Genomic DNA, 15,582 nt, shown 5'->3' with positions numbered 1-15,582 from the left:
GCAAGCGCTTAGAGTCTCGACCCACTTGATCACCGGTGGATCACCAAGGGAAACCGGATCTTCTGCGTGGCCGCCGCGCGCGCTAGCCTCAGCCAGCGACAACGGCGTGGGGCAGGGTCTGCCGCCCCGATCCGCCGGGACAGCCTGACGGCGGAGGAGCCAGTGAACAGCCACAGCGGGACGGACCGCGCGCAGCGCCCGTACGACATCGTGCTCTTCGGGGCCACCGGATTCGTCGGACGGCTGACCGCCGAGTATCTGGCGCGGCACGCGCCCGAGGACTGCCACTGGGCAGTCGCGGGACGCAGCCGCGACAAGCTCGAGCACCTGAGGGAGCAACTGGCCGTCATCAACCCGTCGTGCGCGGCCCTGGCGCTGATCGAGGCCGATGCCGCCGACGCCGGTTCGATGCGGGAGCTCGCCGGCTCCGCCAGGGTCGTCGCCACGACGGTCGGCCCGTACGTCTGGTACGGCGAAGGCCTTGTTTCGGCATGTGCCGACGCCGGTACGGACTACCTGGACCTCACCGGGGAGCCCGAGTTCGTCGACCTGATGTACGTGCGGCACGACGCGCGGGCCCGAGAGACCGGCGCACGCCTTCTCCACGCGTGCGGCTTCGACTCCGTCCCGCACGACCTCGGCGTGTACTTCACCGTGCAGCGGCTGCCCGAAGGCGTTCCGCTCACCGTCGACGGCTTCGTGCGCTCCAACGCGATGTTCTCCGGCGGCACACTTGCCTCGGCGCTCAACGCCATGGGCCGCGGCCGTGAAACGCTGCGCGCCGCACGCGAACGCCGGCTCCACGAACCGCGGCTGGTCGGCCGCCGGGCGCAGGCCCCGCTCGGCGGGCCGCGCTTCAGCCGGGAGACCGGGGCATGGGCGCTGCCCCTGCCGACGATCGACGCGCAGATCGTGGTCCGCTCGGCGCGCGCGCTGGAACGCTACGGCCCCGACTTCCGCTACCGCCACTACGCGGCGGTGAAGACCCTGCCGATGGCCCTCGGCGGCCCGGCCGCCGTCGGCGCGGGCCTCGTCCTCGCGCAGATCCCCGCGGCACGGCGGTGGCTGACGGGCCGTTACGCCCCGGGTGACGGCCCCAGCGCCAAGCGCCGGGCGGAGAGCTGGTTCTCGGTGCGCTTCGTCGGCGAGGGCGGCGGGCGCCGGGTCTTCACCGAGGTGAAGGGCGGGGACCCGGGCTACGACGAGACGGCGAAGATCCTGGCGGAAGCGGCGATGTGCATGGCGGGCGACACGCTGCCGAGGACCTCCGGTCAGGTGACGCCGGCGGTGGCGATGGGCGACGCGCTGCTGACGCGGCTCCAGCGGGCAGGCATCCACTTCCGGGTGGCACACACCCGGTAGCCGACGCGGCGGTCGCAGCCCCGCGGTACGCGCGCGGGGGCGGGGTACATTCCTGCCCCCGCCCCGCGCGGGCCTTTGCCCCCGCGGCCGGGCCCGGGTCCCGCCTTGGCCGGGGCAGCCCTGCCCCGGACCCGCCCTGGCATGGAACGACACGCCCCTCCCCGAGGGGACCACGCCATGACCACCCCGCGCGCCTTCCCCCTGGAGCCGGCCCCGATCCATGTGTCCGACGAGGTCCTCGAGGACCTGCGCGCCCGTGACGTCGAAGGCGTCGGCGGGGTCACCGCCGAACGCGGCCGGGTCGGCGAGCGGCCGCCCTCGCCCCCGGGCCGAGCGATTCACCCGCCGGACTGCTCGCCTGGCTGCAGGAGTGCTGGAACGCTTGGAGCGACAACGGCGGTGACGGCGACTCCGTCTTCACGAGGGACGACCTGCTCACCCACGCAACGATCCACTGGGTGAACAACTCCGTCGCCACGTCGACGCGTTAGTACGCCGACGCCCATCCCTACCCCTGGGCCCCCTCCCACGACCGCATCCCACCCGGTCGGCCTCACCTTCGTCGCATACGAGAACCCGCCCGGCGTCCGCACCGCCGACGAGCGCGTCCGGGGCGTTCAAGACCGGGCCGCGGGCCGATTGGTTCAACCACGTCAGCGTCAACGCCCACGACCACGGCGGCCACTTCATCCCCTGGGAGAACCAACGATCCGCGCCGCACCCTTCCACGGCCGCCGGCCCTGAACGACCCTGCGGGGCGGACCCGTCATCAATTCCTTTGCCTGTGGCCGGTGTCGGAGCCACGACCCTCCGGTCCGACACGAAGATTTCATCCGTTGCATGCGACGCAAAGGCTGTGCAGGACGCGCGTATAGCAGGACTCTGGACCTGCCCGTGGACAGGCCACGTGGCGCGCACCGACCCCCGTCCATACGTGGAGGTTTCTGCATGCGTCGCCGTTTCGCCCTGCCGCTCGTGTCGGCCGCTCTGGCATTGCCCGCCGCTCTGATCCCCGCCGGGTCGGCCTCCGCCGCCCCCGCCGACAAGCTCCAGGTGCTCAGCTCCTGGACCCAGACCAGCGCCACCAGCTACAACGCCTGGGCGGCCGCCCGGGCCAACCAGGGCGCCTGGAGCGCCTACGGCTTCAACTGGTCCACGGACTACTGCTCCACGTCGCCGGACAACCCGTTCGGCTTCCCTTTCAGGATGTCATGCGCACGCCATGACTTCGGCTATCGGAACTACAAGGCCGTCGGTAGCTTCGACGCCAACAAGTCCAGACTGGACTCGGCGTTCTACGAGGACCTGAAGCGGGTGTGCAACCGGTACTCCGGCGCCACCCGCACCGCGTGCAACTCGACGGCGTGGACGTACTACCAGGCCGTGTCCGCCTTCGGGTACTCGGCTGCGATCGACGGCGGCAAGGCCGCCTGAACCACGGGTGGGGCCCGTCACGGACGTGACGGGCCCCACCCCGACGCGGGCGCCGCGGCCGTCACACGCCTGTCGCCTCCACGAGCGCCCTCCGGCACAGGGCATCCGCGCGCCGGGTCGTCTCCGGGATCCGGAACTCGGGCGCCAGCCGCAGCGTGTGGGCACATGCCGCGTCGAGCGTCACCCGGTGACCCGCGGAGACGAAGACCGGCTTCACGCCCCGCTGGGTGCGCAGCGCCCTGCCGACCTCTTCGCCGTCGTCGGCAAGAAGAGGCGCGAAGTCGCCCCGCCGTACCCCGAGTTCGCCGTAGGTGAAGACGAACGGGTTCTTCGCGACGCCGATCGAGGGCAGCCCCGTCAGCACCCCGAGGTGGCTCGCCAGCCCGAACCGCCTTGGGTGCGCGCGGCCGTAGCCGTCGCAGACGACCAGGCCGGGTCCGGCCGTGAGCGACTCGAGGGCAGCCAGCACCGTCGGGATCTCGCGGAAGGCAAGCAGCCCGGGCACGTAGGGGAATGTGATCCGGCCGATGGCCGTGGCCTCCTCCACCACGGCCAGCGTCGCCGCGTCCAGCACGACCGCCGCCGCGGCGACGACATCGCGGTCGTCGTCGTACGCCACGTCGACGCCGGTCACCAGCCCGGTGCCGACCGGTGGGCCAGGCTCGTCCAGGACGACGCGGGTGCGCAGTTCGTCCTGGACGGCCAGGGCCTCTTCCTCGTTCACGGGCCAGCCGGAGGGCGCTTCGACGATCTTCATGATGCCGCCCACTGTATGGCTTGCCCCCGAGCGACCGCCGCCCGGTGGCAGGGGCCCGGTAGCGTGGCGGTCATGTTTGTGATGGAACTGACCTACACCGCGCCGGTCGAGCGCGTCGAACCGCTGATGGAAGCCCATGTGGCATGGCTGGACGACCTGTACGAGGAGGGCGTCTTCATCGCCTCCGGCAGGAAGAAGCCGCGCGACGGCGGGATCATCCTCGCGGTCGGGGACGATCGCGCCGGCATCGAGAAGATCGCGGCGACCGACCCCTTCGTCGTCGGCGCCGTGTGCGCCTACCGGATCACCGAGTTCATCGCGACGAAGACAGCGCCGGAACTGGCTCCCTACCGCCAGCAGCCGGCTCCCTGACGGCCCGACCGCCCGGTCTCAGAACTCCAGACGCGCGACCCGGCCCTTCTCCCCGGAGGCCCAGCAGCCGAAGTCGGGGGTGCAGTCGACGGTGTCGAACGAGCCGGTGTCGACCGTGCGCCAGGTCCGGCCGCCGTCCGTCGTCAGGTCCGTGCCCGTCGGCCCGACGGCGAGGGCGGCGGCCCTGCTGTGCGGAAGCCAGGTCACACCGGAGCGGTACGCGGGCGGCGGGGTCTGGGCCTGACGCCAACTGCGGCCACCGTCGGCCGTGACGGCCGCGGCCCGGGGCGAGGCCTGGTCGGCGCGGTAGTCGCCGCCGACCGCGAGGCCGTGCGTCCGGTCGCGGAACGCGAGCGCGAAGACGCCGCGTGCGGGGTCGCCGGCCGGGATCGTCGACTCCGCGACGGTCCAGTTCAACCCGCGGTCCGGGGAGTGCAGCACCCGCGCCGTGGCACCGCCGCCGGTGGCCAGCCAGACGTCCTTCGGGCCGGAGCTGACGAGGCACTGGCCGCTCGCGGCGAAGCCGGCCTCGCCCGGCAGGGCGGGCGGCATGCCGGCGTCGGGGAGGACCTTCCAGGACCGCCCGCCGTCGCCGGTGGAGAGGATGCGGTACTTCCCGTCCACGGGGTCGCTCATGGCCAGGCCGTGCCGGCTGTCGAAGAAGGTGATGCAGTCGTAGAACGCCTTGGCGTCGGTGTTGCGGAACGACTCGGTCCAGCTCGCCCCGCCGTCCTCGGTCCGCAGCACCCGGGACGCCTGCCCCTCGCCGATGGCGAGGACCACCGCGCGCCGGCCGTCGAACGCCTCGACGTCACGGAACTCGAGCGTGCCGGCTCCGGGCGGTGAGACGTCCAGCCAGCTCCGGCCGCCGTCGGTGGTGCGCAGCACGGTGCCCTTGGACCCGGCCACCCATGCGGTCTTCCGGCTGACGGGCGCGAGGCCCCGGAACCGCACATCGGTTCCGGTGTCCTTCAGGCTCCAGCCCGGGGTACCGGCCGCCGCGGGCCGGTCCGCCGCCGGGGGCGCCTGTTCCGCCCGCGCCGGTACGGCGGTCGCGGCCGCCACCGCGAGGGCGCACAGCCCCATGGACAGCGTTCGTCTCGTCTTCCCCATGGACCTCATGGCGCTGGAAGCTAGCCCACACGCCGGGACCCGTCCAGGGTGCGTGGCACCGGCTCCGCCGTGTGGTGATCCGAGTGTGCGCCGGACGGCGGGCGGTGACACATGTCACTCTCTTCCCGGGTGCACGGAATCGGTCCTTCCGACGTCTTCTGAGATATCAGGGAGACCTGCGCCATCAGGACCCAGCGAGCCGCACACGAAGGAGCGGGGCTTGTCCACCGTCATCGAGCAGACCGTCCAGGCCCGACTCGTCGCGTCCGCACCGCAGATGGAGTCCGTTCCCGCGACGCTGCACTACGACCGCCGTGATCCTTTCGCCGTCCGAATCGACTTCCCCGGACCGGCCACCCTGGAGGGCACGGATGTGTCCTGGGCGTTCTCGCGGGAGTTGCTCGCGGAGGGTGTCCATGAACCGGCCGGCCTCGGTGACGTGCGGTTGCGGCCGTACGGTTACGACCGGACGGTGCTGGAGTTCCACGCCCCGGAGGGCATGGCCATGGTGCACATCCGCACCGGGGATCTGCGGCGCTTCCTCGAGCGCGCGCACGAGGCGGTCCCGGTCGGGCTCGAGCACCTGTACCTGGGGCTGGACCAGGACCTGACGGAGTTGTTGCGCGACGCCGCCTGACGCCCTCCGCCACTTCCCGCCACCGCACGGCCTCAGCCGCCGGCCGAGCCCTGCGGCACCGTTCCCCGGGCCGGAGAAATGCCGTTGACACGGTCCCGGGGGCTTCTTACGGTGTATGGCGGTTCTGTTGTCGTCGATCGGAGTAGGACGTTGCACGTCTGAGGTCTTGAGACACCGTGCAGCACGGCTCACGCCTGTGCGCTTGCGTGCGACCTCGACGATTCATGCCGTCCGCTGTCCCCGACCGGGACTTTTCCTCGTTCCCGGCGTCTTCGGCATCTCTCACGGCCCCTTTCCGGCATCCGTCACGTCGCACAGGTGTCTCCACCGTTGCTCCCAGCCCGTACCCAGCAACCGGAGGCCACGTGTCTACCTCCCCCACCTTTCTCACCTGCTCCCAACTCTGCTTCGCATGGCCGGACGGCACCGTCGTCTTCGAGGACCTCCACCTCGCGGTCGCGCCGGGCCGCACAGGGCTGATCGGGCTCAACGGCTCGGGGAAGTCCACCCTGTTGAAGCTGCTCGCCGGCGAGCTCGTACCGACGGAGGGCTCGGTCCGCACCATGGGAGAGATCGGCTACCTGCCGCAGAACGCGGTGCTCGCCACCGGCATGCGGGTGGACGAGGTCCTCGGCATCGCCCGGACCCGCGCCGCGCTGCACGCCATCGAAGCGGGCGATCCGAGCGAGGAGCACTTCACCGCGGTCGGCGACGACTGGGACGTCGAGGAGCGCGCGCACGCCACCCTGGATCAACTGGGTCTCGGCCACATCGGTCTCGACCGCACAATCGGCGAGGTCTCCGGTGGCGAGGCGGTCCTGCTGCGGCTGGCGGCGCTACTGCTGGCGCGTCCCGACGTGCTGCTGCTCGACGAACCGACCAACAACCTCGACCTGTACGCCCGCCGGCGCCTCTACGACGCGGTGACGCGCTGGTCAGGTGTGCTGCTGGTCGTCAGCCACGACCGTCAACTGCTGGAACTGGTCGACCAGATCGCCGATCTGCGCGACGGAGAGGTCGCCTGGTACGGCGGCAACTACTCCGCCTACGAGGAGGCGCTCGCCGTCGAACAGGAGGCGGCGGAGAGGATGGTGCGTGTCGCGGAGGCCGACGTGCAGCGCCAGAAACGCGAACTGGCCGACGCCCACATCAAGCTGGCCCGTCGCAAGCGGTACGGCCAGAAGATGTACGACACCAAACGGGAGCCGAGAATCGTGATGCGGTCCCGCATGCGCTCGGCCCAGGAGTCGGCGGGCAAGCACCACATCCTCCACAGCGAGAGACTCGCGGAGGCGAAGGAGCGCCTCGACGAGGCCGTGGAGGCGGTACGCGACGACGACGAGATCCGTATCGAGCTGCCCAGCACACTGGTCCACCCCGGTCGCGAGGTGCTGCGGCTCCGGGACCTGCGGCTCCGGTACGGGGCGGAGGTGCAGGGAGAGCTCGAGGTGCGCGGACCCGAACGGATCGCGCTCGTGGGGCGCAACGGCGCGGGCAAGACGACCCTGCTGCGCACGATCGCCGGAGAGCTGGAGCCGGTGGCGGGCGAGGCGGTGCCCGAAGTCCCGCTCCGCTTCCTGCCCCAGCGCCTCGACCTCCTCGACGACGGGCTGAGCGTCGTCGAGAACGTGGCCCGCTACGCACCCGGCGCCACGAACAACCAGATCAGGGCACGGCTGGCGCGCTTCCTCTTCCGGGGCGCCCTGGCCGACCAGCCGGCCGGGACACTGTCGGGCGGCGAGCGGTTCCGTGCGGCACTCGCGGCGCTGCTGCTCGCCGAACCCGCGCCTCAGTTGCTCATGCTGGACGAGCCGACGAACAACCTCGACATGGCGAGCGTGCGCAGTCTGACGGCCGCCCTGGAGTCCTACCGGGGCGCCCTGATCGTGGCCGGCCACGACGCGTCGTTCCTCGACTCGATCGGCGTCACGCGGCGGCTGCTGCTCGACGGCGGGCTGCGGGACGTCTCGGCGGAGGAGCTGCGGGAAGGGGCGTTCCCGACGGGGTGAGCGTGCGGTCCCCTCGGGTGAGGTTGCGGCGCGGCCGGCGGCGAGGCACCGGGAGACCGGTCCGACCCGCCCGGCCGCGCCGCACCGTACGGCGACAGCCGCGGGGCAGGCGGCACGGCGCGACGACCCGCCGTGCCGCCTGCTCCGACGCGTCCGGCGGACAGCGAATGATCCGGCCGCTTCGGTAGCAGAAGGAGACCGTGACACGGCTCTCCCTACCGCGCCGGAGCTGCCCTTATAACGGTACGTAGTCGGGCATCGCGGATCCGGGCTTGGACGGGGCCTTATGACGTGCTTAACCTACGGTTTCGTAACCTACGAGTACGTAGGTAACTCTCCCGTCCCCCAGGAGCCCCCGTGACGATCACCTCTCCCCACCTCGGCAGTTCGGAAGCGTGGACAGACGCGCGACTTCTGTACGCGCTGGAAGAGGTCGTGGAGAAGGAGCTCAACCGCCATCTGAAGGTCGCCAAGGACTGGATGCCGCACGAGTACGTCCCCTTCTCCGACGGCCGCAACTTCCCCGGCTTCTTCGAGGACGGAGAGGCCTGGGACCCCGCCCAGTCCAAGGTCACGGACATCGGCAAGATCGCGCTGGTGGTGAACCTCCTCACCGAGGACAACCTCCCCAGCTACCACCACGAGATCGCGACGCTCTTCGGCCGCGACGGCGCCTGGGGCACCTGGGTGCACCGCTGGACCGCGGAGGAGGGCCGGCACGGGATCGTGATGCGGGACTACCTGCTCACCTCGCGCGCCGTGGACCCGGACAAACTCGAGCAGTTCCGGATGGCCCACATGGCGGAGGGCTTCGAGTCCGACAACCGCCACTCGATGCTGCACTCCGTGGCGTACGTCGCCTTCCAGGAGCTTGCGACGCGCGTGTCCCACCGCAACACCGGCCACCAGTCGGGCGACCCGGTCTGCGACCGGATGCTGGCGCGTATCGCCACCGACGAGAACCTCCACATGGTCTTCTACCGCAACCTGCTGGGCGCGGCCTTCGAGATCGCCCCCGACCTGACGATGCAGGCCGTGCGGGACGTGGTCGTGAACTTCCGGATGCCGGGGCACGGTATGCCCGGTTTCGAGCGGGCCGCCGCGCAGATGGCCATCGGCGAGATCTACAACATGCGTATCCACCACGACGACGTGCTCCAGCCGGTGCTGCGCTACCTCAGGGTCCTGGAGATCGACGGTCTGGGCCCGGAGGGCCTCAAGGCGCAGGAGGAGCTCGGCCTGTACATGAACGGGCTGGACGCGGAGGCGCTCAAGTTCGACGAGAAGCTCGCCGCCCGCAAGGCCCGGATGGCGGCGCGCGCCGCCGGCTGAGGACCCACGCCGGCCAACGCCGGCGCCGGTGGCCTCCGCTTCGGACGAGGGCATGCGGTGTCAGTGGCCCTCGCTCCCGACGAGGGCCTGCGGCGAAGGTGGCCGGGCCCCGGCCGCGACCGTACGGGCGGGCCGAACCCGGGACTACTGGGGCGCGGGGCGGCACCGTACGCTGTCCCGCGTGAAACCCTTGACGCGCGTCGTCCTCTTCGGCGCCCCTGTAGCTGTTGCCGCCTCCGTCTACTTCGGCGGAGGCGGCGAGTCGCTACGCCCCAAGGACGACCCGAGCCTGCGCGTCAGCCCCACCGCCTTCGCCCCGGACCCGCTCAAGGCGGGCAGCCCGGCACAGCAGCGCGAGCGGGACGACCGCATCGACGCGCTGCCGCCGGGCCTCGCGGACCCCGCGAAGAAAGAGATCGCCGCCCGGCTGGTGTCGAGCGCCGAGAACTCGACGCTGGACTGGAAGCGCCAGTACGGCGCCATCGAGGACATCGGCGACGGCAACGGCTACACGGCCGGGATCATCGGCTTCTGCTCGGGTACGAACGACATGCTCCAGCTCGTCGAGTACTTCACGGCCGAGCACCCGGACAACCCGCTCGCCGCGTACCTCCCCGCGCTCCGCGAGGTCGACGGCAGCGACTCGCACGAGGGACTGGGCGCGCCCTTCGAGGCGGCGTGGGCGAAGGCCGCGGAGGACCCCCGGTTCCGCAAGGCACAGGACGTGATGCGCGACCGGATCTACTTCGACCCGGCCGTGCGGCTGGCCAAGATGGACGGCCTGTCCACGCTCGGCCAGTTCATCTACTACGACGCGATGGTGCTCCACGGGCCGGGGCTCGGCCCGGACGGCTTCTACGGCATCCGCGAGGCCGCGATGAAGGCCGCCGACACCGCGGCGGAGGGCGGCGACGAGAAGGCCTACCTGAATGCCTTCCTCGACGCCGGCCGGACCGTGATCGGCCGCCAGAGGACCGAACAGACCAGGGACTCCTCGCGGATCGACACCGCTCAGCGGGTGTTCCTGCGCGAGGGGAACATGGACCTGGACACGCCTCTCACCTGGCGGGTCTACGGAGAGACCTTCCGCATCGGCTCATGAGCCGCCGCGCCGGGTGGCTGTCGTGCCGCCCGGCGGCGCGCCCGGACCCGTGAGCCGCGCTGTCAGCTCGTGGGCCTGCCGCGCCGGCTGTGCGCGGCGCGGCCGGGGTCGCTCAGCGGGCCGTGCGCTTGAGGCGGTGGCGTTCCTTCTCCGACAGGCCGCCCCAGACGCCGAACCTCTCGTCGTGTGTCAGCGCGTACTCCAGGCAGGCCGCCCGGCCCTCGCACGCTCCACAGAGCTGCTTGGCCTCACGGGTGGAGGAGCCGGGGGCAGGGAAGAAGAACTCGGGACCGGCCTGGGCGCACAACGCGCTCTCCTGCCAGGAGAGTTCGTGTTCGGTGGTGATTGTGGTGTTGATCGGCATGCGGACCACGCTGCCCGCCGCTGATAAACATCGTGTCAACGAACATTCAACGGCCGCCCGGCGGACGGGTCCCACCGGTCGCTCCCGCGGCAGTGAAGCCTTGGACGAGGGCGAACCGCGCGCCCGCCGGATCGGCCAGCTTCGCGAACCGGCCGACACCCTCAACGTCGACGGGTGCCCGCTTGATCTCCGAGCCCAGTTCCTGCGCCCTGGCCACCGAGGCGTCACAGTCCTCGACGCCGAAATACGCCAGCCAGTAGGGCCCGCCCGACGCCCTGAGCCGATCGGCGCTCATCTGGAGGACGCCGGCGAACGTGGTGTCCTGCGCCGCGCCGCCGGGACGGACCATGGTGTAGTAGCCGCTGCCGTCCGGCATGGGCATCTCGGAGGCTTCCCAGCCGAAGATGCCGCCGTAGTACGCCAGGGCGGAGGCGGGATCGGGGGTGAACAGCTCGAGCCACCCGAGCGCCCCGATGTCGCTGACCCGGTCGAGTCCCTTGTTCTTGCCCGGTTCCCAGCCCGCGAAGGCCGCTCCCGCCGGGTCGAGGCAGATCGTCATCCGCCCCTGGTCGGACACGTCCATGGGCCGGACCACGACACTCCCGCCGCGCTGTTCGACGGCCTTGACCATGGCGTCGGCGTCAGGCGTCTGGAAGTAGACGTTCCAGCCCGGCGGGCCCTTGTCCGGCGGCACGGTCATCACGGCGGCGACCGTCCTCCCGTCGAGCTGGAACATGCCGTAACCGCCGGCATCCGGCCCCGCCGACACGAACGTCCAGCCGAACACGCCGCCGTAGAACGTCTTGGCGGCTTCGACGTCGGGCGTGCCGAGCTCGATCCAGTTGGGCGAGCCGGTGACGTAGGGAGCGCTGAGCACAGGTCCTCCTTCGGAGACGGCCGCCGTCGATCCCCGAGTCTCCTACCGATCCCGCCCGAAACCTTCACGGCGCGCCCGGCGAAACGCCGTACGGCGCACGCACCGGTGAGGCCCTGTGGGCTCTGGAACCGTCGCCGGACATCGGGCTCGTCGCGGAGTGCTACGCCCTGAATGTGGACGGGGACACGGCATGGACGTACCCGTACACCTATTGGCCGCTGCTGCGGATCCGCGACCGGGAGCCGGTGCGGGTGCGGAGCACCGGTGTCGCGGGGGCCCAGGCCGTGGCGGTGCACGGCGGCGGTGCCGCCCTCTTCGGCGGGTACGGGGACGAGGCCGACCGGCTCGTCCTGTGCACGCTCACCGGCACCGCCGCCGAGTCCTACGCGGTCACCGCACTCGTCCGGCCCGACGGATCGGCCGTCGGCCGCCGCCGGGTGGGGTGCCGCGGCCCGCGCATCCATGTGCAGGCCGCGCCACACACCACGTGGGAGGTGTGGGACCTGAGCGCCTCGGCCCAGGCCCGGGCCGCGCGCCGGAATCTAATGGGCGTGGCCCTCTTCGGAGGCGGGATGGTGAGGTTCGTGGCCGGGGATCGTGCCGTCCTCCTTGGCGACGAGGAAGAACCCGGCCATCCCCATGTCCGAGTGGCTCTGCACGTGGCAGTGGTACATCCACGCACCCGGACCCACGTGTTCGCCGGCGATCACCTGGAAGCCGAAGGAGTCGGCCGGGCCGGTGATCTTGTTGTCGATCACCCGACTGACGTCCTCGGGGCCTGACAGCAGGCCCGTCCGGTTGTCCGCCCAGCGGTGACCGTGCATATGGAACGTGTGGTAGTACTCGCCGTGCGTGATCATGATGATCTCGACCCGGTCCCCCACCGTGGCAAGGAAGTTGGGCGGATCGGCCGCCGGCCGGTTGTTGATGGTCATGTCGTTGAAGACGATCGTGAACTGCTTGTCCGGAAGGACATCGTCCTTCCTGCGCACCACCATCGGGCCGTAGAGGCCCTTGCGGATGCCGCCGGTGCCGTGATCGGTGCCGACGACGTGGTCATGGTAGTGCCAGTAGCCCGCGCTGCCCGGCCGCCAGGTGCCGTCGGCACGGCGGCCGGGTGCGTGGGTGCGCCAGGTGTAGGTGCGGGTGGCGCCCGGCTCCACGTGGCTCCGGCTCATCCTGGTGCCGTCGTTGGAGATGTCATAGTCGACGCCGTGCGGATGCAGGCTGACCGGCACGTCCATGAGGTTCTCGAACTCGATGTGCAGCGTGTCGCCCTCGACGAGTTCGATCAGTGGCCCGGGGACGGTCGCCCTGCCCTTCTCGAGGCCGTAGCCCATCGATCCGTCGGCCCGTTTCTCGGCGTACATCTTGAGGTGCCGTACCTGGCCGCCGGCCGGAGCGAGGCGGGGCGCGCCCTTCACCGGAGCCGGCGCCGCTTTGGAGTCGGAAGCGATCGACAACGATGTCACACCTGTGGCCGCCGCGGCCGCGCCGCCCGCGAGCAGACGCCGGTTGAAGCTCCGTCTGTCCATGTCGAACTCTCCAGTCGTCGGCAGAGATTGACGGGGCGAATGACCCCGGGGACGGCCACACGGTAGCCGGGCGGGCCTCGTTTATCCACGGTCAGGACAAAGTTGGTCGCATCGCAGTCATACCTATTGGCGAACCGCGAGAAGAGGTCTAGCTTCAACGGCTGTTGTTGTGACCACAGAGGGGTGGGTGACCCATGCAGCGCGCACCACATCACAGGTCCGGAAGAACGAGATCCCGAAAGCACCTCCTGGCAGCGGCACTCGGCGTCGGCGCCATGACCGCGTCGCTGCTCGGCGGCGGCAGCCCCGCCGGCGCCGAACCGTATCCGGAGCCACCGGCGACAACGTTGTCCCTGCCGTCGCCGCCCGGCGGCGCGAACGTGAAGGTGCTCGTCTTCCACGGCTCCGCCACGGCGGAGTCGCCGGCCGTCGAGGCCGGTATCGCAGCGATCGAGACGATCGGACTGACCGGCCCCGCCGCGAACCGCTTCAGGACCGAAGCCACCGACGATCCCGCGGTGTTCACCAACGCCAAGCGGCTCGGCCGTTTCAACGCGGTCGTGTTCCTGACCGGCGGCGGCGATGTGCTCGATCCCGATCAGGAGGCGGGCCTCGAGTCCTATCTGGAGGCGGGTGGCGGATTCGTCGGCATCCACGAAGCCGCGCGCACCGAGCCGTACTCCGACTGGTTCACCGGTCTGATCGGCGCCCGGCCGACGGGCGCGCCCAGCAGCACCCAGCGCGCCGTCGTCGAGGTGGGCGACCGCGTCCATCCGGCCACCAAGTCGCTGCCCCTGCAGTGGAAGCGGCCCGACAAGTGGTTCAACTGGGCGGAGAACCCGTCGGGCAAGGTGCACACGGTGGCCCGGTTGAAGGAGAACTCCTACACGCCGGCCGCGAAGGGCAACGGCTGGGACCATCCGATCTCCTGGTGCCGTGACTACGACGGCGGCCGCTCCTTCTACACCGGCATGGGCGGCACGGCCGACAGCTTCGCGGAGACCGACTTCCGCGACCATCTGCGCGGCGCGCTCGCCTGGACGACCCGCGTCTCCCAGGCCGACTGCAAGGCGACGATCGACGCCAACTACACGGCCGAGCGGGTCACCCGGGCCAACCAGCCGGGTCAGAACGACCAGATCGGCGAACCGCACGGGCTGGTCGTCGCACCCGACGGCCGTGTGCTGTACATCGGGCGCGGCGGCGCCGACTCCTCCCGGCCGGTCGTCACCGACTGGAACAACCCGGAGATCGGCAAGGGCCAGGGCGAGGTCCACGTCTACGACCCGAAGACCAAGAAGGTCTCCAAGGCCGGTGCGCTGACGGTCTTCGGCAACAAGGGCGGCGGCGACGAGCTGGTCAAGAGCGAGGAGGGGCTGCTCGGGATCGAGCTGGACCCGGACTTCATGACCAACGGCTGGGTGTATCTGCACTACACACCCCACTCGGAGATCGACCGCGAGACCCACATGGCCGAGCGTCGCGTCTCCCGCTTCACGCTCGACCTGGCCACCAACCGGCTGGACCCGGCGAGCGAGAAGGTGCTGCTCGACTGGCCGGTACAGATCCACAGCTGCTGCCACTCCGGCGGCGGCATGGCCTGGGACTCCAAGGGCAACCTCTACATCGCCACCGGCGACAACAACTCGTCCGGCTTCAGCGGCGGATACTCGGGCAACAACCCGCAGCCGAGCTTCATGGGCGTGTCCTTCGCCGACGCACGCCGCACCGCGGGCAACACCAACAACCTCAACGGCAAGATCCTGCGGATCCACCCCGAGGACGACGGCACATACACCCTCCCCGATGGCAACCTCTTCACGGGCGAGGAGACGGCCGAGGGCGGCGGAAAGACCCGCGGCGAGATCTACGTGATGGGCGTGCGCAACCCGGCACGCATCTTCGTCGACAAGAGCACCGACATCCTCTACGCGGGATGGGTCGGTCCGGACGCAGGCGCCCCCTCGACGACCTGGGGTCCGGCCAAGTACGACACGTTCGCCGCCATCACGCAGGCCGGCAACCACGGCTGGCCGTACTGCATGGGCAACAACCAGCCCTACCGGGACCGCAATCTGCCCGACCCGGCCCAGCCGCTCGGCTGGTACGACTGCGACGCGCCGAAGAACGAGTCGCCGAACAACGACGGTCTGGTGAACCTGCCGCCCGTCACGCCGAACACCATCTGGTACTCGCCGCAGGGCGGCGGCGTGGACTACCCGCGTGACGCCAACGGCGTTCCCAGCTACAAGCAGGAGGAGCAGAAGCTGCTGCTGCCGTGGCTCAGGGGCGGCGGCCAGGCCACCATGAACGGCCCCGTCTACCGCTTCGACTCGGCGAGCGACTCGGCGGTCAAGTGGCCCGCGTACTGGGACGGCAAGTGGTTCGTCGGTGACTTCTACGACGGCGACCAGCCCAGGCACGCGGTGCTGACCGATCCGAGGACGGTCGGCAAGGGCGGGCTCCCGGTGCACGCCGAGTCGCTCAAGAAGATCATCCCGACCGGCACCGGCGGAATCCGCAACCTCATGGACTGGAAGTTCGCGCCCGACGGATCGCTGTACGTCCTGGACTACGGGCGCGGCTTCTTCACCTCCGACTCCAACTCCGCGCTGTGGCGCGTGACCTACAAGGGCGGCGGGGCGACCCCGGCCGCGGACCAGCTGGCGAGGAAGGCGGCGCAGTGAC

The 15,582-nt window shown here is 70.7% G+C and carries 13 protein-coding genes and 1 pseudogene; 9 read left to right on the top strand and 5 right to left on the bottom strand.

Features of this window, described 5'->3' with window-relative positions:
• Nucleotides 1-162: 162 nt before the first annotated feature.
• The 3 genes and pseudogenes from MDN94_RS22470 to MDN94_RS22460 all read left to right on the top strand — a co-directional run bounded on the left by MDN94_RS22470 (nucleotide 163) and on the right by MDN94_RS22460 (nucleotide 2,796).
• Nucleotides 163-1,362, top strand: coding sequence for a saccharopine dehydrogenase family protein (locus MDN94_RS22470; RefSeq protein WP_482727677.1), 1,200 nt, complete (start codon nucleotides 163-165; stop codon nucleotides 1,360-1,362).
• 311 nt (nucleotides 1,363-1,673) lie between these two features.
• Nucleotides 1,674-2,065 (top strand): annotated as a pseudogene (locus tag MDN94_RS22465) (epoxide hydrolase); the annotation flags it as partial.
• 245 nt (nucleotides 2,066-2,310) lie between these two features.
• Nucleotides 2,311-2,796 (top strand): phospholipase, encoded by a 486-nt coding sequence (locus MDN94_RS22460; RefSeq protein ID WP_482727676.1) that lies wholly within the window; start codon nucleotides 2,311-2,313, stop codon nucleotides 2,794-2,796.
• Nucleotides 2,797-2,857: 61 nt separating this feature from the next.
• Here MDN94_RS22460 and MDN94_RS22455 read toward each other — a convergent pair whose 3' ends face one another.
• Nucleotides 2,858-3,553, bottom strand: coding sequence for an endonuclease V (locus tag MDN94_RS22455; RefSeq protein WP_482727675.1), 696 nt, complete (start codon nucleotides 3,551-3,553; stop codon nucleotides 2,858-2,860).
• A gap of 72 nt (nucleotides 3,554-3,625) precedes the next feature.
• Here MDN94_RS22455 and MDN94_RS22450 point away from each other — a divergent pair, with 72 nt between their 5' ends.
• A complete protein-coding gene (locus tag MDN94_RS22450; protein ID WP_482727674.1) occupies nucleotides 3,626-3,925 on the top strand; it encodes a YciI family protein in 300 nt (99 codons plus the stop codon).
• Between the two features lie 18 nt (nucleotides 3,926-3,943).
• On the opposite strand, the gene MDN94_RS22445 is transcribed toward MDN94_RS22450, so the two are convergent.
• A complete protein-coding gene (locus tag MDN94_RS22445) occupies nucleotides 3,944-5,047 on the bottom strand; it encodes a WD40/YVTN/BNR-like repeat-containing protein (RefSeq protein WP_482727673.1) in 1,104 nt (367 codons plus the stop codon).
• 211 nt (nucleotides 5,048-5,258) lie between these two features.
• Between MDN94_RS22445 and ssgD the strand changes: the two genes are divergently transcribed.
• From ssgD to MDN94_RS22425, 4 genes are all read left to right on the top strand, one after another.
• Nucleotides 5,259-5,675, top strand: a complete 417-nt coding sequence (gene ssgD / locus MDN94_RS22440; protein WP_482727672.1) for a spore wall synthesis regulator SsgD — start codon at nucleotides 5,259-5,261, stop codon at nucleotides 5,673-5,675.
• Between the two features lie 365 nt (nucleotides 5,676-6,040).
• Nucleotides 6,041-7,684, top strand: coding sequence for an ABC-F family ATP-binding cassette domain-containing protein (locus MDN94_RS22435; RefSeq protein ID WP_482727671.1), 1,644 nt, complete (start codon nucleotides 6,041-6,043; stop codon nucleotides 7,682-7,684).
• A gap of 357 nt (nucleotides 7,685-8,041) precedes the next feature.
• On the top strand, nucleotides 8,042-9,016 hold the full coding sequence (locus tag MDN94_RS22430; RefSeq protein WP_482727670.1) for an acyl-ACP desaturase: 975 nt from the start codon (nucleotides 8,042-8,044) through the stop codon (nucleotides 9,014-9,016).
• Between the two features lie 190 nt (nucleotides 9,017-9,206).
• A complete protein-coding gene (locus tag MDN94_RS22425; RefSeq protein WP_482728208.1) occupies nucleotides 9,207-10,118 on the top strand; it encodes a chitosanase in 912 nt (303 codons plus the stop codon).
• 112 nt (nucleotides 10,119-10,230) lie between these two features.
• On the opposite strand, the gene MDN94_RS22420 is transcribed toward MDN94_RS22425, so the two are convergent.
• From MDN94_RS22420 to MDN94_RS22410, 3 genes are all read right to left on the bottom strand, one after another.
• Entirely contained in the window at nucleotides 10,231-10,482 is a 252-nt protein-coding gene (locus MDN94_RS22420) for a WhiB family transcriptional regulator (protein ID WP_482727669.1), read from the bottom strand.
• Between the two features lie 46 nt (nucleotides 10,483-10,528).
• A complete protein-coding gene (locus MDN94_RS22415) occupies nucleotides 10,529-11,359 on the bottom strand; it encodes a VOC family protein (RefSeq protein WP_482727668.1) in 831 nt (276 codons plus the stop codon).
• Between the two features lie 542 nt (nucleotides 11,360-11,901).
• Nucleotides 11,902-12,894, bottom strand: coding sequence for a multicopper oxidase domain-containing protein (locus MDN94_RS22410; protein WP_482727667.1), 993 nt, complete (start codon nucleotides 12,892-12,894; stop codon nucleotides 11,902-11,904).
• A gap of 275 nt (nucleotides 12,895-13,169) precedes the next feature.
• Between MDN94_RS22410 and MDN94_RS22405 the strand changes: the two genes are divergently transcribed.
• Complete coding sequence (locus MDN94_RS22405) at nucleotides 13,170-15,581, top strand: ThuA domain-containing protein (protein ID WP_482727666.1); 2,412 nt, start codon at nucleotides 13,170-13,172, stop codon at nucleotides 15,579-15,581.
• Nucleotide 15,582: the final 1 nt, after the last annotated feature.

This window comes from Streptomyces sp. WAC00040, assembly GCF_056835925.1.
The sequence above is the reverse complement of the archived record's forward strand: the minus strand, read 5'-3'. Positions and strand labels throughout refer to the sequence as shown.